The 17,951-nt window shown below is 67.9% G+C and carries 16 protein-coding genes; 11 read left to right on the forward strand and 5 right to left on the reverse strand.

Annotated elements, in window-relative coordinates; translation table 11 throughout:
- Positions 1-203: 203 nt before the first annotated feature.
- Positions 204-1,262, reverse strand: a complete 1,059-nt coding sequence (locus RZA67_RS14155; RefSeq protein ID WP_317213365.1) for a CDP-glycerol glycerophosphotransferase family protein — start codon at positions 1,260-1,262, stop codon at positions 204-206.
- Here RZA67_RS14155 and RZA67_RS14160 point away from each other — a divergent pair.
- The 3 genes from RZA67_RS14160 (at position 1,261) to RZA67_RS14170 (ending at position 4,409) form a co-directional block, all read left to right on the forward strand.
- Positions 1,261-2,070 carry a glycosyltransferase family 2 protein gene (locus RZA67_RS14160; protein ID WP_317213366.1) on the forward strand — a complete coding sequence of 270 codons (810 nt, stop codon included), beginning with the start codon at positions 1,261-1,263 and terminating at the stop codon, positions 2,068-2,070. The two genes, RZA67_RS14155 and RZA67_RS14160, sit on opposite strands and share 2 nt — an antisense overlap.
- 172 nt (positions 2,071-2,242) lie before the next feature.
- Positions 2,243-3,535: an O-antigen ligase family protein gene (locus tag RZA67_RS14165; protein ID WP_317213367.1), complete on the forward strand. Its 1,293-nt coding sequence runs from the start codon at positions 2,243-2,245 to the stop codon at positions 3,533-3,535.
- Positions 3,522-4,409 carry a glycosyltransferase family 2 protein gene (locus RZA67_RS14170; RefSeq protein ID WP_317213368.1) on the forward strand — a complete coding sequence of 296 codons (888 nt, stop codon included), beginning with the start codon at positions 3,522-3,524 and terminating at the stop codon, positions 4,407-4,409. The genes RZA67_RS14165 and RZA67_RS14170 overlap by 14 nt, the downstream gene beginning before the upstream one ends.
- Before the next feature lie 19 nt (positions 4,410-4,428).
- On the opposite strand, the gene RZA67_RS14175 is transcribed toward RZA67_RS14170, so the two are convergent.
- The 4 genes from RZA67_RS14175 to def form a co-directional block, all read right to left on the reverse strand.
- Positions 4,429-6,150 carry a glycosyltransferase family 39 protein gene (locus tag RZA67_RS14175; protein ID WP_317213369.1) on the reverse strand — a complete coding sequence of 574 codons (1,722 nt, stop codon included), beginning with the start codon at positions 6,148-6,150 and terminating at the stop codon, positions 4,429-4,431.
- Between the two features lie 25 nt (positions 6,151-6,175).
- Positions 6,176-7,507, reverse strand: coding sequence for a 16S rRNA (cytosine(967)-C(5))-methyltransferase RsmB (rsmB, locus tag RZA67_RS14180; RefSeq protein ID WP_317213370.1), 1,332 nt, complete (start codon positions 7,505-7,507; stop codon positions 6,176-6,178).
- A 3-nt stretch (positions 7,508-7,510) separates the two neighbouring features.
- Positions 7,511-8,434, reverse strand: coding sequence for a methionyl-tRNA formyltransferase (gene fmt / locus RZA67_RS14185; protein ID WP_317213371.1), 924 nt, complete (start codon positions 8,432-8,434; stop codon positions 7,511-7,513).
- Between the two features lie 107 nt (positions 8,435-8,541).
- The gene (gene def, locus RZA67_RS14190) at positions 8,542-9,057 is read right to left on the reverse strand and encodes a peptide deformylase (protein ID WP_317213372.1); all 516 of its coding nucleotides are present in this window, start codon (positions 9,055-9,057) and stop codon (positions 8,542-8,544) included.
- 135 nt (positions 9,058-9,192) lie between these two features.
- Here def and RZA67_RS14195 point away from each other — a divergent pair, with 135 nt between their 5' ends.
- The 8 genes from RZA67_RS14195 (at position 9,193) to RZA67_RS14230 (ending at position 17,886) form a co-directional block, all read left to right on the forward strand.
- On the forward strand, positions 9,193-10,335 hold the full coding sequence (locus RZA67_RS14195) for a LysM peptidoglycan-binding domain-containing protein (protein ID WP_317213373.1): 1,143 nt from the start codon (positions 9,193-9,195) through the stop codon (positions 10,333-10,335).
- Between the two features lie 69 nt (positions 10,336-10,404).
- Positions 10,405-11,553 (forward strand): DNA-processing protein DprA, encoded by a 1,149-nt coding sequence (gene dprA, locus RZA67_RS14200; protein ID WP_317213374.1) that lies wholly within the window; start codon positions 10,405-10,407, stop codon positions 11,551-11,553.
- A gap of 17 nt (positions 11,554-11,570) precedes the next feature.
- Positions 11,571-12,044 (forward strand): DUF494 family protein, encoded by a 474-nt coding sequence (locus tag RZA67_RS14205; protein WP_317213375.1) that lies wholly within the window; start codon positions 11,571-11,573, stop codon positions 12,042-12,044.
- Between the two features lie 39 nt (positions 12,045-12,083).
- Positions 12,084-12,902: a pilin gene (locus RZA67_RS14210; RefSeq protein WP_317213376.1), complete on the forward strand. Its 819-nt coding sequence runs from the start codon at positions 12,084-12,086 to the stop codon at positions 12,900-12,902.
- 35 nt (positions 12,903-12,937) lie between these two features.
- Complete coding sequence (locus RZA67_RS14215) at positions 12,938-13,864, forward strand: RDD family protein (RefSeq protein ID WP_317213377.1); 927 nt, start codon at positions 12,938-12,940, stop codon at positions 13,862-13,864.
- Positions 13,865-14,056: 192 nt separating this feature from the next.
- Positions 14,057-16,531 carry a DNA topoisomerase I gene (locus RZA67_RS14220; RefSeq protein ID WP_317213378.1) on the forward strand — a complete coding sequence of 825 codons (2,475 nt, stop codon included), beginning with the start codon at positions 14,057-14,059 and terminating at the stop codon, positions 16,529-16,531.
- Positions 16,532-16,621: 90 nt separating this feature from the next.
- On the forward strand, positions 16,622-17,182 hold the full coding sequence (locus RZA67_RS14225; RefSeq protein WP_317213379.1) for a Sua5/YciO/YrdC/YwlC family protein: 561 nt from the start codon (positions 16,622-16,624) through the stop codon (positions 17,180-17,182).
- A complete protein-coding gene (locus RZA67_RS14230) occupies positions 17,179-17,886 on the forward strand; it encodes a hypothetical protein (protein WP_317213380.1) in 708 nt (235 codons plus the stop codon). The genes RZA67_RS14225 and RZA67_RS14230 overlap by 4 nt, the downstream gene beginning before the upstream one ends.
- Positions 17,887-17,951: the final 65 nt, after the last annotated feature.

The following is a 17,951-nucleotide window of genomic DNA, read 5'->3' on the forward strand; positions in this document are numbered from 1 at the left end:
GGTTCGCGGGGGTGTCGAGCGCCATGGATGGCGCGAAACAAGGCACGCAGGACGCAGTTTTTGCCGTCCCCCGCGAACCCACACCGGCCCGCCCCCCTCGACGAACCCACACAGCCTTCACACCTGCAGTTGCAGTTGCTGTCGCTGTTGCTGTCAGGAGCAGGGGCGCGGGGGCGCAGCCCCCGCAACACCCCACCCCAAGCTCAGCGCTGCGACCGCCCCCAGTACCCCAGATCCCTGCGGATCTGCAGATCCCGCACCCAGCTCCCCATCGGCTTGCGCCGCAGCCTGCCCAGCTCCCCCGCAACAAACACCTCGGTCGCCGCGATCACCCGCTCACTCGACCGGCCATCCCGCCACGGATGAATCTCATCGGCATACCGCGCAATCTCCGCCCGCAGCGCCGGCTCGGGCGCCAACGCCCGCGCCAGCATCGCCGGCAACTGCGCCGGGTCATCGAAATCGAGCATGTGCGGCTGCGGCACCCGGTTGCGAAAGGTCACCACCGGCTTGTGCTGCACGATGAACTCGGACACGATCGACGAGGTGTCCGACACCAGCACGTCCGCCGCCCGCTGCGCGGCCATCACCTGCTCCGGCTCCACGAACGCCGCATTCGGTCCGGCCAGCGCGCGGTACGCCTCGAACAGCGCCGGCGCGCATTTGGGGTGCAGGGTCAGCAGCCAGTAATGCCGGCCCCGGGCGATGTCCGCCGTGATCTCCTCCAGCAGGTGCGGAGCCGCACTCAGACGCTCGGTGAAGGTGGAACCAAACAGCAGCACCGGTCGTCCCTGTGCGGGTGCGCGCAGGGCCGCGCTTTCGCCACCGTCATCGCGGAACAGCGGGTCCAGCTTCGGCCAGCCGGTCTCGACCACGGCAAAATGCCCCTGCTCGGCCGCCAGGGCGGCAAACGGTGCGGTGGTGGCCGGTCCCTGCGTGCAGTACAGGTCGAACATGCCACGCACGCGGAAATGACCGCGGGCGCTGTCGCGCTTCTGCACGTTGAAACCATGGAACAGCTGCACCTTGGCGCCGGAGAGGAACGTCGGCACCCAGTTGGCAGCGCTGAACACCGCCTGCGGGCGCATCGCCAGCGCCTCGCGCAGGCCTGCCGATGGCACGCCCGGCAGCGCGCTGCCGACCGCGCCGTCGGTGAACCACGCCGCCACCTCGTGCCCGGAAGCGTGCAAGGCCTGCGCCAACGGGGCGAGAATAGGCAGCGCGTAGCGCTCCGTCGCAAACAACAGGTATCCAGCCATCATGTCCTCCACGACCGCTCCCATCGAACGGCCTCGCATTTCCGCCTGCATTATTGCGTTCAACGAGGCCGGCCGCATCGGCGAGTGTCTGGCCTCGTTGTCGTTCTGCGATGAGATCGTCGTGGTGGACTCGCACTCCACCGACGCCACCGTGGCCATGGCCGAGGCAGCCGGGGCGCGGGTGCTGCAGCGCGCGTTCGACGGCTTCCGCAGCCAGAAGGCCTTCTGCGTCGCCCAAGCGCGCCACGATTGGGTGCTGTGCCTGGATGCCGACGAGCGGGTCAGCCCGGAACTGCGCGCGGCGATCGAGCAAGCCCGCGACGCCGGTTTTGCCGGCCACGCCGGCTACCGCTTCGCCCGGCTCTCGGAGTATTTCGGCAGGTTCCTGCGCCATGGCAACGCCTACCCGGACCGCGTGCTGCGCCTGTTCGACCGTCGCTGCGGTGGCTGGCGCGGCAAGCGCGAGATTCACGAGGCCGCCAGCGTCGACGGCGCGGTCGGCCGTCTGCATGGCGACCTGGTCCATTACCCGTACCGTTCGCTGCAGCAACAGCTGGCCAAGACCGAGAAGTACGCTCGAATGATGGCCGAACACGAGTTCGCGCGCGGAAAGCGGGCCACTCTGGCCAAACTGATCCTGGCGCCGGCCTGGCGGTTCTGGCGGGGCCTGGTCCTGCGTGGCGGCTTCCGCGATGGCTGGCATGGGCTGGTCTACGCCTATGTCCGGGCCAACTACGTGCGGCAGAAGACCATCATGTTGTGGATGCTGGGCAACGGCCAGGCCGTGGCCGACCCGCCCCGCGACGCCTGACCGTGCGCCCGCCGGGATGACCGTACGGCACCGGCAGGTATTCATTGTCCAGTGCTGGAGGTCCGGGTAGGATGGCCGCGCTTGTCCTGCCGGCGCCTGGCGCCGCTCATTCAACGGTTTGTTGGCGGATGGCTGGCGGCCACTTGCTGGCTGCAACAGGTAACGCGCTTCGATGACCCCGTCCGTGATTCCTCCCGCCTCCGCATTGCATCGCCTGCGCTGCCGTCTTGTGCCGGTGGGCCAATGGTGCGTGACGCTGGCGCTGTTCAGCGTACCGATCAACAAGCCGCTGACCAGTAGTTTCGTCGTATTGGCCATGATCACCTCGCTGCTTGGTGCCGCACCGCTGCAGCGCTGGAAGCAGGCGTTCCACGACCCGGTGGCGCGCGGCATGCTGGTCTGGGCCGGCGTGCTGCTGCTCAGCGCGCTGCATGCACTGGCGCTGGGCGATGGCGGCCGCGGATTGATGCGCTCGGATATCTGGAACTTCATCATTCCCCTGATGGTGGCCTCGCTGCTGCAGACCCCACAGCTGCGCTGGCGGGCGCTGTACGCGTTCGCCGCCGGCATCGGCGTGGTCCTGCTGGTGTCCTGGCTGATGGCCATCGGGCTGGTGCCGCAGCGGGAGATCGCCGAGCTGGTGGTGTCGATGCGCAACACGGTCATCAAGGAGTACACACAGCAGGGCCTGGCCACGCTGATGCTGTTCTCGCTCATGCTGGCGATCTGGCCGACGCTGCGCCAGCGCCGCTGGCGCATCGCCGCACTGGTGGTGGCCGGTCTGGCGCTGGTCAATGTGGCCGTGCTGCTGGGCAGCCGCACCAGCTATCTCACCTTGGTGCCACTGGTGCTGTACTGGGTCTGGGTGGTGTTCAGCCGGCCCACCGCCAAGCTGCGCGTGCTGCTGGTGGCCGGGGTGTTTGCGCTCGGTCTGGGGGTGAGCCTGTGGAACTCGCCCAGCATGGAAACCCGTCTCAACGCGGTCACCGACGAGGTCTCCAGCTACGTCGAAGACGGCAGCGCGACCTCCACCGGCATCCGCCTGTGGCTGTGGCAGCACACCGGCGAGATGATCGCCGAAGCGCCGCTGACCGGTCATGGGCTGGGCCAGTGGCATCCGCAGTACCTGCAGCGCATGCAGCAGATTCCCGATTCGCGCCCCTACCTGACCAGCCACCCGCACCAGGAAATGCTGCTGGTGCTCGCCGAGGAAGGCGCGCTGGGCCTGGCGGTGATGCTGGTGCTGCTGTTCCTGCTGCTGCGCCTGCTGCTGCGCCTGCCGGCACCGGAAAAGCATTTCTTTGTCAGCGTGCTCATCATCTACCTCACCGCCGGGCTGGCCAACGGCCTGGTGTCCGACTACACGCACCGCAACACCTTCCTGCTGCTGCTGTCGTGCATTCCCACTGTTTCCCTGCTCGCTGCAGGACGCACCGTCGAGCCCTCCCGCCGTGAACTCCGTTGATCTGTCCGCGCTGACCGTCGTCTGCGTCACCTACAACAGCCGCGAGGTCCTGCCCGACCTGGCGCGCACCCTGGCGGATTACCCGGCGGTGGTCATCGTCGACAACGCCAGCGGCGATGACACGGTGGCCCGTGCCCGGGAACTGCTGCCCCAGGCGCAGGTGATCGCCCGTACCGACAACGCCGGTTTCGGCGCGGCCAACAACATCGGCGTGGCGCAGGTGCGCACGCCATTTGCACTGCTGCTCAACCCGGACTGTGCGATCACGCCTGCCAACGTGGCCACGCTGCTGGCCTGCATGCAGGCACACCCGCAGGCGGCCATCGTGGCGCCGCAGGGCTGGCGTACCGAAACGCTGCCGCAGAAATCCTGCCGCCCGGCCTTCAACCAGCCGCAGCCGCGCGGTCCCTACCAGGTGCCGACCTCGGTGGTGGAAGCCGGCTGGGTGCATGGCAGCTGCCTGCTGGTCCGGCGCAGTGCGTTCGAGCAGGTGGGCGGCTTCGACACCACCTTCTTCCTCTACTATGAGGACGATGACCTGTGCCTGCGCATGCAGCAGGCTGGTTTCAGCTGTCTGCTGGAGCCGGCGGCGCGCTCACGGCACTGGGGCGGCGGCTCGTCGACGCCCAGCGCGCGCACGACCTTCATCAAACAGTTCCACTACGCGCGCTCGCGACAGATCGCCATGCGCCGCTACGTTGGCCCGGGCCCGGCACGCGCGCATCGGCTCAAGCTGATGCTGGCCAGCGTGCCGGCCATGCTGGCCTACACGCTGCTGCTGCGCCGCTACGACGTGAGCAAGTGGGCCGGCTGGGGCCTGGCCGGCTTCTGCGCCACCCTGCACCTGGACAGCCTGGCCCAGCGCATCCGCTGAGCCAGGCGCGCCGCAACTGCTACTCGCCGGCCTGCTGCGCCTGTTCGGCGCGCTCGCGGATGCGCGCGGCCTCGTCCAGCTGACAGGGGCCGACCACCGCATCGGCCTGCACCAGCCACCAGCGCCGGCGATTGGCGATGCCGGCCAGTTCGGCGCGACTGCGATCCACGCAGGGCAGCAGGGCCACCTCCTGCACCAGCAGCCAGCGGCGCTGCGGCGCCTGTGCCTGCCATGCCACGCCCTGCAGCAACTGGTCTTCCCAGTCCTTGTTGAACCCGAAGGTGGTGGCGGGTCGGTCAGCCATCAGAAGGTTCTGTTCCTTCCACGCCACCAGCCCAAGCTCGGCATCGGCACCAATGCGCTGACCTACCGCCTGCATCAGCCCACGGGCCGAGCTTGAGTCGTTGAGCAGCGGGTAAGCCACCAGCCCATACAGGACCCAGACCATCGTCATCGCCGACAGCGTCGCCACGTGCGCGCGGCGCAGTCGCCACACCGCCAGGCTCAGTCCCGCCCAGCAGCCCATGGCGATGGCGGCCCACGCCAGCGCCGAGGTCACCGTGTTGTCCAGCCCGCGCGAAGCCATCAGGCGTTGCTCAAAACCGGGGTCACCCCACAGCATCGCCACGCCGGCGCCCAGCGTGCCCACCGCCAGCAGCGCGACGAAACCCGCCAGCAGCCACTGGAACGCGCGCTTGCGCAGCAGCCCCGGCAGCAGCGGCGCCAGCGCCAGGCAGAACATCGGCAGCGCCGGCAGGATGTAGACATCGCGCTTGCCGTGGGGGATGGAGAAGAACACGACGATCAGCAGCCACCAGCCCAGCAGCAGCAGGTAACGCGGGTCGCGCCGCGCCAGCCGCCGGCGCCAGGCGGGGATCGCCCAGGGCACGGCAAGGAAGGCCGGCAGCCACATCGAGGGCATGGTTGCCAGGAAGTACCACCACGGCTGGTGGTGGTCCCAGGACTGCGCGTAGCGCTTGGCAGTCTGCCGGAACAGGATGTCGTCCATGTAGGCGCGGTACTCGGCAGAGCCGCTGGACAGGGCGGTGGCCACCATCGGCACCAGCCACAGCGCGATGGCCAGCAGGAACAGCAGCGGCGCCACCCAGAACTGCCACGCCCGCGCATGCATCGCCACGCCGCGCCAGCGCAGCGCCACCGCCAGCCCGGCGGGCACCAGCATCAACAGCGCCACCACGCCCACGCCCTTGGTGATCACCCCCAGCCCGGCGGCAAACCAGCCCAGCCACCACCAGCGCCATGCAGGGCCGAGCAGCAGATGCCGGAGCAGACCGTAGTTGGCCAGGGTGATGAAGAACACGATCAGCGGGTCGATCTGCGCCTTCTTGGCCTGGAAGGTGAAATGCAGCGCGAACAGCAGCGCCCACGCGGCGTACAGGCCGACACGGCGGGTCCACAGCCGGCGGCCGAGGTCGTAGACGCAGGCCAGGGTGCCCAGCGCTGCCAGCAGCGAGGGCAGCAGGAACGCCACACGCCAGTTGCCGAGCAGGCTGTACAGGGTGGCCTGCCACCACATCAGCATGGGCGGCTTGTCCGAATAGAGTTCGATGCCGCGATGCGGGAACAGCCAGTCCCCACTCTCGACCATCTGCTTGGCCACCAGCGCGAAGCGCGGCTCGTCCGAGGGCCACGGATCGCGCAGCCCAAGGCCGATGCCAAGCACCAGCAGTGCCATCAGGATGAGCAGCCAGGTGTCGCGGGAAGCACGTGTCTGCAGCATTGGCAATGAGAAGAATTGGAAAGGGCTAGACGCTTTTTAGCAGACGCGCGTAGAAAAAACCGTCCCCCCCGTCCATTCCCGGCAAGCGTTGGCGTCCAACGCCGTCGCAATCGAGACCGAAAGCGTCATCCAGCGCATCGGCACGTGCGTCGGCATGCCATTTCAGGAAGCCACGTACCTGCTCGACGTTCTCGGCTTTGAGAATCGAGCAGGTGGCATACAGCAGCACACCGCCGGGACGCAGCATGCCCCAGCAGGCCTCCAGCAGGCGCGCCTGCGCACCGACCAGCGCATCAATGTCGTCGGCCCGACGGTGGAACATGATGTCCGGCTGGCGCCGGATCACCCCGGTCGCCGAGCACGGCGCGTCGAGCAGGATGGCGTCGAACGGCACCCCGTCCCACCACGCGCCGGGGTCGCTGGCATCGGCCGCCAGCGTCTGCGCCTGCGCGCCGACCCCGGTGCGCAGGAACGTGTCCTTGACCCGGGCCAGACGCCGCGCATCGATGTCCAGCGCCAGCAGCCGCAGGCTGGGGTCGCGCTCAAGCAGGTGCGCGGCCTTGCCGCCGGGAGCGGCGCAGGCATCGAGCACGCGTGCGCCCTGTGGCGGCGCGAACGCGTCGGCCGCCTGCTGCGCAGAGAGGTCCTGCACCGACAGCGCGCCATCGGCAAAGCCGGGCAGCTGATTGACCGCCACCGGGGTTTCCAGCGCGATGGCATCGCTGCATAGTGCAGATGGCACCACGTTGATACCCGCGTGCTGCAGCGCCGCCAGCGCCGCATCGCGGCCGCCCTGCTGGCGATTGGCGCGCAGCCACAGCGGCGCCGGTTGCAGGCTGGCTTCGAACACGGCGTCGGCCTGCTGCGGCCAGTCGCGTTCGATGCTATCGGCCAGCCAGGCCGGAAACGCTTCGCGTGGCGGCTGGGCCGGGAACCCCTCGCGTTGCGCACGGCGCAGCACGGCGTTGACCAGACCCGCCTGGCGATCGCGGCCGAGCGCACGGGCGGCATCCACGGTGGCCGAGAGCGCGGCGTGGGCCGGCAGCTCAAGCACTTCCAGCTGGGCAAAGCCCACCATCAGCAGGGTACGCAGGTCGGCATCACGCTCGGAAAGCGGCTTCTGCATCCAGCCGGCCAGCGCGGCGTCGTAGGTGCTGCGTCGGCGCAGAACGGCAAAGCACATGGCTTCGAGCAGGGCCCGGTCACGGGTGTCGTCAAGCTTGGGCAGGGCCCAGGCCAGCTCTGCCTTCAGCGAGCGGCCGCGGGTGAACACCTGCGCCAGCACGCGGGCGGCCAGCATGCGGGTGGTCGCGCCGGGTGCCGGCTTGCCTGCACCACGCAGAGAAACGGTTGCCATCGGTCAGGCCCCGGTCTGCAGGTCGCGGCGCGCATTGAGGTAGTCGGCGGCGGTGATCGCCTTGCCTCCCTCGCGCTGCAGCACGCGCAGGCGCAGCGCGCCCTGCCCGCAGGCCACATCGATGCCATCGCGGCTGGCTGCGATGACCGTACCCGGCGCGGCGCCACCGTTGTCGGCCAGCGCGACAGCGCCGTGGATGCGCACGCGCTCGCCCCCCAGCTGGGCCTCGGCCACCGGCCAGGGGTTGAAGGCACGCACGGTGCGGGCCAGCACCTCGGCCTCACCGCGCCAGTCCAGCCGTGCTTCGGCCTTGTCCAGCTTGTGCGCATAGGTCACGCCCTCGGCCGGCTGCGGTTGGGCGATCGGCTTCAGGCCGGCGCGCAGCAACCCAAGTCCATCAGACAGCACCTGTGCACCCAGCTCGGCCAGCTTGTCGTGCAGCTGGCCGCCGGTGTCGCTGCCCGCGATCGGCAGGCTCTGCTGCAACAGCACCGGGCCGGTATCCAGCCCCGCCTCCATCTGCATCAGGCACACGCCACTGGTGGCATCGCCGGCCTGGATCGCGCGCTGGATCGGCGCCGCTCCGCGCCAGCGCGGCAGCAGTGACGCATGCACGTTCCAGCAGCCATGGGTCGGAATCGCCAGCACGGCCTTGGGCAGGATCAGGCCATAGGCCACCACCACCATCAGGTCGGGCTGCAGTGCGCGCAACTGCTGCTGCGCTGCCTCATCCTTGAGCGACTCGGGCTGGTACACGGAAATGCCCCGTGCCACCGCCTCCAGCTTGACCGGCGAGGCGGCCAGGCCACGGCCACGGCCGGCCGGGCGGTCAGGCTGGGTGTAGACGGCCACCACTTCATGGTGACGCGCGGCAGCGCGCAACGACGACACCGCGAACTCCGGCGTACCGGCAAAAACAATCCTCATGCTTACCCCGCTTGCAGATGGAAACGGCGCCGTCCACCGGCGCCGCTGGGCCCGCGCAGGCTGCGCGGAAGCCGGCCCCGCGCATGGCGGGCCGCCGGCAGGATGACTCAGGCCGCGTCGTGGCGGCGCTGCTTGGCCAGCTTCTTGCGCACCATTTCGCGCTTGAGCGGCGAGAGGTAATCAATGAACAGCTTGCCGTCCAGATGGTCCATTTCGTGCTGCACGCACACCGCCAGCAGGCCGTCGGTGGTCAGCTCCTGCGGCTGGCCCTGGCGGTCCAGGAAGCGCACGGTGATCTGGTTGGCGCGGGTGACGTCGGCAAAGATGCCCGGCACCGACAGGCACCCTTCCTGGTACACCTGGCCACCGTCGTGGGCGACGATTTCCGGGTTGATGAACACCTGCGGCTGGTTCTTCTCTTCGCTCACGTCGATGACCATGAAGCGCTTGTGCACATCCACCTGGCTGGCGGCCAGACCGATGCCGGGCGCGTCGTACATGGTCTGGAACATGTCATCGAGCAGCGTCTGGAACGCGGGGGTGGTGACCTCGGCGGCATCCATCACCACCGCCTTGGTGCGCAGGCGCGGGTCGGGAAACTCGAGAATTGGGAGCAGGGCCATGGTTGTAACCGTATTCGGGGGGGCGCCGGACAGCTCCGGCCTACGCCGCAGATTCTATCGCCAACGCTTGCCTTGCGCCCCGGTTTCTGGACTATAGTGCGCCAACCTGTTGGGGAATCAGGGCTGGACTACTTCATGTTGCTACGAATCCGCACGGTCGTCGCTGCGGCGATGCTGACCGTTGCCGCCTATGCTACCGCCGTTGAAATGAATGGCGGGCACCCGGCCACCTATGTCGTGCAGAAGGGCGACACCCTGTGGGACATCTCGTCCCGCTTCCTGGGCAAGCCTTGGCTATGGCCGGAAATCTGGCAGGCCAACCCGCAGGTCAGCAATCCGCACCTGATCTACCCGGGCGACGTGTTGAGCCTGGCCTACACCGACCGTGTCGCCACCGCCGCCCGCGTGCAGCCCGGTCCGCGCCGCGAAGCGCCGATCAATGCGATTCCGCTGTCGGAAGTCGAGCCCTTTCTGAAGGACCTCAGCGTGGTCGATGCCATCGACCACCTGCCGCACGTGGCCGGCCTGGAAGACAACCGCCTGCGCGCCACCACCGGCCAGACCGCCTACGTGCGCGGGCTGGAACAGGCCGCGGTTGGCCAGCGCTATGCGGTGGTCCGCCCGACGGTGCGCTACGCCCTGCCCAAGCACACTGAAGATCTGGACACCCGCGGCCGCAGCACGCCTGGCAGTGGCAACCTGTGGAAGAACTACAGCGTGCCGACCAAACGCCAGCAGACGCTGGGCTACGAACTGGTACGGGTCAATGTGGGCACCATCACCGCCGTGCAGCGGCCCGGTGTGGACGTGGCCACGCTGGCCCTGCAGGACCCCGACGACAGCCGCGAGGTGCGCGTGGGTGACCGTCTGGTGCCGGTGCAGGTGACCCGCTATGACCTGCAGTTCATTCCGCACGTGCCGGCCTTCGCGCTGGAGACGGCTGATGTGCGCGTACTGGCGGTGACCGACATGCTGCTTTCCGGTGGCCCGCGCGACGTCGTCGCGCTGTCGGCCGGCAGCGCCCAGGGCATGGACAACGGCACGGTGGTGTCGCTGTGGAATCACGGCAGCCACGTGCGCAACCGCATGCAGTACCCGAACATCTCGCAGATGGACGATTCGCCCAAGGGCGGTGTCGGTCGCGTTGCGCTGCCGGATGAGTACGCCGCCCATGCCATGGTGTTCCGCACCTTCGAGAACGTCAGCTATGCGCTGGTGATGAAGGGCGTCAAGCCGGTGCAGGTCGACTACGCAGCCCGCCACCCCGACGCGCAGTAACCTCCGCCCCACCTAACGCTGCGTGTAACTCCGATGGTGGGCACGCAGCGCGGCGCCCACGCTGGCGGCATGGACGAAAACCTTGCCGCCCTGATAACCCTGGTGCTGGCGGGTGGGCCACCGGCTCCCCGTCATTCGCTGGTCCGCCACCCTCGCGGGGCAGCAGCAGCGTTGGCCGCCGGCCTTCCGCTGTGGACGCAGGCTGGCTGTACGCCCGCCCAGCTCACTGCACTGACGCAGCCTGAGCCCACTGCCTTCACCCGCGCCTGGCACTGGCTGCAGCAGCCCGGGCATGCGCTGCTGCACCTGGACGACCCCCGCCTTCCGCAGACCCTGCGCGAACTGCCCGACCCGCCGTTTGCCCTGTTCGTCGACGGTGACCCGGGCGCGCTGTGGAAGCCCTCCATCGCCGTGGTCGGCAGCCGCTCGCCCACGCCCAGCGGACGCGCGCTGGCATCGGAGTTCAGTCTTGCCTTCGCCCGCCACGGGCTGGCGGTGGTCAGCGGTCTGGCGGCAGGCATTGATGCAGCCGCGCACCGGGCGATGCTCGGCTGCGGCGGCGACACGCTGGCGGTGATCGGCACCGGCCCGGACCGCGCGTATCCGGATCACCACGTCGCTCTGCAGGCGGAGGTCGCCGCCTGCGGCGCGGTGGTCAGCGAGTATCCCCCCGGCACCCCTGCCCGCGCCGGGCAGTTTCCGGCGCGCAACCGGCTGGTAGCGGGTCTGGCACTGTTGACCCTGGTTGTCGAGGCCGCCTGGCGCTCCGGCGCGCTGATCACCGCCCGGCTGGCAGCCGAAGCCGGTCGTGAGGTGTGCGCCATCCCCGGCTCGGTGCGCAATCCACGGGCGCGCGGCTGCCATCGGCTGATCCGCGAGGGGGCCGCGCTGGTGGAAACGCCCGAGGAGGTGCTGTCGCTGGTGGCCCCCAGCCTGTCGCGCGCCCTGCCCGGCTTGAAATCCGCACTGGAGGTCCCCATTCAAGAACTCCCGGCCGCGACCCTGCCGCCGGCGATGGCGACCGATGCCGACTACCAGCGCTTGTGGAACGCGCTGGACCACGACCCAATCCCTATGGATTCATTGATCATGCGATGTGGATTGACGGCTTCGGGGCTGTCCTCCATGCTGCTGGCCATGGAACTGGCGGGTATCGTGGTGTGCGAACACGGCCGCTACTGTCGAAACCCTGGTTTCCCAACCTCCACAGCGTCCTGAACGCAGGCCGAGGGGCAATGAAAGAGAGCATTCTCGATGTGCTGTTGTACCTGTTCGAACATTATTTCAGCGAAGACGCCGACCTCGTCCGTGACCGCGACTCGCTGCAGAACGGCCTGATACAGGCAGGCTTCAGCCCCACCGAAATCAACAAGGCGTTTGATTGGCTGGATGCGCTCGCCGCCCAGCGTCCCACCGTGGCGCAGGCCCGTGTCGACGGTCCGGTGCGCATTTTCCATGGTCCCGAGCTGGACAAGCTCGACATTGAGTGCCGTGGTTTCCTGCTGTATCTGGAACAGCACGGCATTCTCGACGCCGGCCAGCGCGAGCTGGTGCTCGACCGCGCCATGGCGCTTGACCAGGACGAACTGGACCTGGACGACCTGAAGTGGGTCGTGCTGATGGTGCTGTTCAACCAGCCCGGTTCCGAAGCGGCCTATGCCTGGATGGAAACCCAGATGTTCATGGACGAGCCAGAACCGCTTCACTGAACGTACACTGGCTGTCTTGCGCAGCCAGGGGGGCATTACGTGAGTGAGTGGTTCCATGCCGACGGCGACCGTCAGGTCGGTCCGTTGACCGTCGAAGCGATGGGCGCGCGTTTCCGCGCCCAGCAGATTGATCTGGACACCCTGGTATGGCGCGATGGCCTGCCGGGGTGGCAGCCGTTGCGCACCGTGGCCGATGAGCTGGGTCTGGCCATCGCCGCGCCTGTCGCACCGCCACCGCCCATTCCCCCGTCGGCCGGGCCCGTTGAGCCGGTCGCAGCCGACCCGCCGGTCGTCTCCCTGCCTGAGCCGCCGCGCGAGCCCACGCCCGAACCGTTCCCCGGTGCAGCAGCACCGCCTGCGCCACCGGCTGGCGCGGTCTCACCGGGCCCGGCAATGCCGCCGCTGCCGGCGCCGCGCCAGGGCATGTCCAAAGGCATGATCGCGGCCATCGTCATCGGCGGTTCGCTCGCATTGTTGGTACCGGTGGGCGTGATGCTGGCAGCCATCGCCATTCCCGCCTATCAGGAATACACCGCACGTTCGCAACTGGCCCGCGCGGTGACCGCGCTGCAGCCGTTGCAGACGCAGGTGCTTGAGTTCGCCAACAGCCAGGGGCGCTGCCCGACCAACGCCGACCCGGGCTTCCCCGACAGCGGCGATTACCACGCAGATGGCTTTTCCAAGGTACAGCTGGGCCGTTTCAACACCGGCAACTGCGGCATCGAAGCCACGCTGTCGATCGGCCAGCCTGAGCTGGAGGGTGACTTGTTGTGGCTGGAATACGAAACTGACACGCGCACGTGGACCTGCAGTGGCCAGAGCGACGACACCAGACTGCCCGCGCATTGCCGCGGCTGACCAGAAATCCAAGGACGACCCAAAGGGGATTGAAGATGAGTGAGTGGTATTACGCCGAAGGCCAGCAACGTCAGGGCCCGGTTGCCGCGCAGGACCTGCGCCTGTTGTTCCAGCGCGGCCAGATCACCCTGGACACGCTGGTCTGGCGTGAGGGCATGGGCCAGTGGGCGCAGCTGCGCACGGTGACCCAGGAACTGCAGCTGGAGACGCTGGCGGCGGCCGCCGCGCCCAGTGAAGGCTTCGACCTGCGCGGGGACTACGCCGCCATCGACAACGGTACCGCGCCATTGCCGGGCACCGGGCCGGTCAGCAGCTCGCCCTACAGCGCACCGGCCGCCGCGGTTGGCGGCTATGCCAGTGCGAGCCCGGTGCAGGGCGCAGAGGTGGTCTATGCCGGCTTCTGGAAGCGCTTTGCCGCCTACCTGATCGATTATGTAATCCTGACCGTGGCCGGCGCCGTGATCGGCGGTGTGCTGGGGCTGGGCTTCGGTGCCGCTGCCGTATTCAGCGATGCCATGCAGACGGCTACCGTGCTCTCGCAGGTGTCCGGCGGCCTGGTCGGCATGGCGCTCAGTCTGGCCTATTACGGCTGGTTCCACGCCTCCACCGGTGGCGCCACGCCGGGCAAGATGGCCATTGGCATCAAGGTAGTGCGCAGCAACGGCGAGCGCCTCACCGGCGCACGCTCGGTGGGCCGTTACTTCGCCACCATCCTGAGCAGCATCACCCTGCTGATCGGCTACATCATGGCCGCCTTCACCGAGCGCAAGCAGGCCCTGCATGACCTGATCTGCGACACCGTGGTGGTGGACAAGTGGGCTTTCAGCGATGAGCCCCACCGCCAGCGCCATGAGCTGGGGGCGGTGACCATCGTGATCCTGGTGATCGGCGGCATTGCCATGCTGGGCCTGCTGGTGGCGATGATCGCTGCCATCGGCTACATCGCCAAAATGGCCGGCTGAGCGCTCTTCTGCCGTGGCCGGGTGCTTGACAGCACGGTCACGGCATGATTCCTCTAATAAGGTAAAAGCTGAACGCCCGGCCCATCCCCGGGCGTTCGGCTTATGTAATTTGCCCGCGCAGCTTCACTAATGCGGCCATTTGCTCCACCCTAGCGGCCCCGCGAACGGCCCACCAGACAAAAGCGCCCCCTCATGCCCAAGCACCTGCTCATCGTCGAATCGCCCGCCAAGGCCAAGACGATCAACAAATACCTCGGCAAGGACTTCACCGTCCTGGCCTCGTATGGGCATGTGCGCGACCTGATTCCGAAGGAAGGCGCGGTGGATCCGGACAACGGCTTCGCCATGTATTACGACGTGATCGACAAGAACGAAAAGCATGTCGATGCGATCGCCAAGGCCGCAAAGGGCGCCGATGACATCCTGCTGGCGACCGACCCGGACCGCGAGGGTGAGGCGATCAGCTGGCACATCGCCGAGATCCTGAAGGAGCGCGGCCTGGTCAAGGACAAGCCGATGCAGCGCGTGGTGTTCACCGAGATCACTCCGCGTGCCATCAAGGAAGCCATCAACCAGCCTCGTGCCATCGCCAGTGACCTGGTCGACGCCCAGCAGGCGCGCCGTGCGCTGGATTACCTGGTCGGTTTCAACCTTTCCCCGGTGCTGTGGCGCAAGGTGCAGCGTGGCCTGTCCGCTGGCCGCGTGCAGAGCCCGGCGCTGCGCATGATCGTCGAGCGCGAGGAAGAGATCGAAGCCTTCATCGCGCGCGAGTACTGGTCCATCGGCGCGGCCTGCGCGCACCCCTCGCAGCCTTTCAACGCCAAGCTGATCAAGCTGGACGGGCAGAAGTTCGAGCAGTTCACCGTCACCGACGGCGATACCGCCGAGGCCGCACGTCTGCGCATCCAGCAGGCCGCCCAGGGCGCGCTGCATGTCACCGACGTGGCCAGCAAGGAGCGCAAGCGTCGCCCCGCGCCGCCGTTCACCACCTCCACGCTGCAGCAGGAGGCCTCGCGCAAGCTCGGCTTCACCACGCGCAAGACCATGCAGGTCGCGCAGAAGCTGTATGAAGGCGTGAACATCGGCGAGGAAGGCACTGTCGGTCTGATCTCGTACATGCGTACCGACTCGGTCAACCTGTCGCAGGACGCGCTCGCCGAAATCCGCGATGTCATCGCCCGCGATTACGGCATCGCTTCGCTGCCGGACCAGCCCAACACGTACCAGACCAAGTCCAAGAACGCCCAGGAAGCGCACGAAGCGGTGCGCCCGACCTCGGCCCTGCGCACGCCTGCCCAGGTGGCCCGCTTCCTCAGCGATGACGAGCGCCGCCTGTACGAGCTGATCTGGAAGCGTGCGGTGGCCTGCCAGATGATTCCGGCCACGCTCAACACGGTCAGCGTCGATCTTTCCGCCGGCAGCGAGCACGTATTCCGTGCCAGCGGCACCACGGTGGTGGTGCCGGGCTTCCTGGCGGTCTACGAGGAAGGCAAGGACAACAAGAGCGCCGACGATGAAGACGAAGGCCGCAAGCTGCCGGCGATGAAGCCGGGCGACCGCGTACCGCTCGATCGCATCCTGGCCGAACAGCACTTCACCCAGCCGCCGCCGCGCTTCACCGAAGCGGCGCTGGTCAAGGCGCTGGAAGAGTACGGCATCGGCCGACCCTCGACCTACGCTTCGATCATCCAGACCCTGCTGTTCCGCAAGTACGTGGAAATGGAAGGCCGCAGCTTCCGTCCCTCTGACGTGGGCCGCGCGGTGTCCAAGTTCCTTTCCAGCCATTTCACCCAGTACGTGGATTACGACTTCACCGCCAAGCTCGAAGATGAGCTCGACGCGGTATCGCGTGGCGAGGAAGAGTGGATTCCGTTGATGGCCCGCTTCTGGGCGCCGTTCAAGGAACTGGTGGAAGACAAGAAGGAGTCGGTGGACCGCGCCGAGGCCAGCGGTGCCCGCGAGCTGGGCACCGACCCCAAGACCGGCAAGCCGGTAAGCGTGCGGCTGGGGCGGTTCGGGCCGTATGCCGCCATCGGCAGCACCGCCGAGGACGCCGAAGAGAAGCCGAAGTTCGCCTCGCTGCGCCCCGGCCAGTCGATGCACACCATCTCGCTGGAAGACGCGCTGGAACTGTTCCTGATGCCGCGCGCGCTTGGCGAGGACAAGGGCGAACCGGTCAGCGTGGGTATTGGCCGCTTCGGCCCGTTCGCCAAGCGCGGCAGCACCTACGCCTCGCTGAAGAAGGAAGATGATCCCTACACCATCGACCTGGCGCGCGCCGTCTTCCTGATCGAAGAGAAGGAAGAAATCGCACGCAACCGCATCATCAAGGAATTTGAAGGCAGCGAGATCCAGGTGCTCAACGGTCGTTTCGGCCCGTACCTGAGCGATGGCAAGTTCAACGGCAAGATCCCCAAGGACCGTGAGCCGGCCTCGCTGACCCTGGCCGAAGCGCAGCAGTTCATGGAAGAAACCGGCAAGCCGGTACGCAAGGGTTTTGGTGCCAAGAAGGCCGCTGCAAAGAAAGCACCGGCCAAGAAGGCGGCAGCGAAGAAGGAACCCGCACCGAAAAAACCTGCTGCCAAGAAGATCGCGAAGAAGGCCACCAAGAAGACCGCGAAGAAAGCGGTGAAGAAGGCGGTCAAGAAAGTGGCCAGCAAGGCCTGAGCATCGCGCCGTGCCGGGCAGCGCCCGGCACTACCCGGTGCCGCTGCGTCGGGGGGATAATGCGGGCACTTCCCGCCTGCGGCTGCCGCCATGAACGAACTCACCCTGGATACCGCCGTGGCCGCGCTGCGCGCCGGCGGTGTCATCGCCTACCCCACCGAGGCGGTATGGGGCCTGGGCTGCGACCCCGGCAACCAGGAGGCCGTCGAGGCGCTGCTGCGGTTGAAGCAGCGGCCCGTGGAGAAAGGCATGATCCTGGTCGCGGCCAACCTGCCGCAGCTGGAAGGCTGGGTCCACCTCGACCACCTGCCCAGCGCCCGCCAGCAGGAAGTGCTGGCCAGCTGGCCCGGCGCCAACACCTGGATCCTGCCCGCCGGTGCGCGGGCCCCCGGCTGGATCACCGGCGAGCACACCGGGCTTGCCGTGCGCATCAGCGCGCACCCGCTGGTCAAAGCGCTGTGCGAGGCATGGGGTGGCCCGGTGGTGTCCACCAGCGCCAACCTCGCCGGCGAGCCCCCGGCCCGCCAGCGCGGCGACCTCGACCCGCGCCTGCTGGCCCTGCTCGACGGTGTACTCGACGGCAGCACCGGCGGCCTGGCCCAGCCCACCCCGATCCGCGACGCGCTCAGCGGCAGCACGCTGCGCTCATGAACCGACTGCACCGGCCCCTGTTGGCCACGTCGCTCGCCTGCATGCTTGCAGGCTGCAGCGGCCCTGAGGCACCAGCAGAGCCCGCGCATACTGCGGCGGCATCGCCTGGCACCACGACGCGTCCGTCGGCCACCCCACGCTCCACATCCAGCGATGACGCCGTCCTCCATCGCGAGGCGGCGATGCTGACCTATGTGTGTGATGCCGGGGCCCCGGCATGCCCTGAGGCGCTGGTGGCGCGGAGCCCGCAGGAAGCGGCCTGGCTGCTCGACCACGGTTATCCGTCTTCCGTCCTTCTGGCGCGCTATGCGCAGCTGTCGCGTACCGAGCTCAACGCCATGGCAGATGCGGGTTCCCTCGCTGCGATGGTGGTGTACGGCGTGCGTGCCGCCGCCGACGGCGATACACGCGAAGGCATCGAGTATGTGGTGGCCGCAACCCAGCGCGGGAGCATCTACGGCTATTACGGTCTTTCCGCCATCTTTCAGAACTCGCCTGAGCTGATGAACATCGTGGAAGCGGGCGCCTATCTCCGCGTCGCCTACATTCTGGGCGACGCGAAAGCGGCGACCGAACTGCAACGCCGCCTCCCCGGCCTGACGCCGGGTGAGCAGGCCATGATCGATGAGCGAGCGGCGTCGCTGTACCAGACCATGGCCGGTGCCAGGGCGCCAGCACCGCGGCCGCTCCAGGAAGAGCATTGATACGACGTCGTGTTCACACGTATCCGCCCTATCCCGCACTACGCTGCACTCAGCTGTGTGAACCG

Origin of the sequence: Stenotrophomonas sp. C3(2023), from assembly GCF_032911385.1 — a bacterium.
GTDB lineage: Bacteria > Pseudomonadota > Gammaproteobacteria > Xanthomonadales > Xanthomonadaceae > Stenotrophomonas.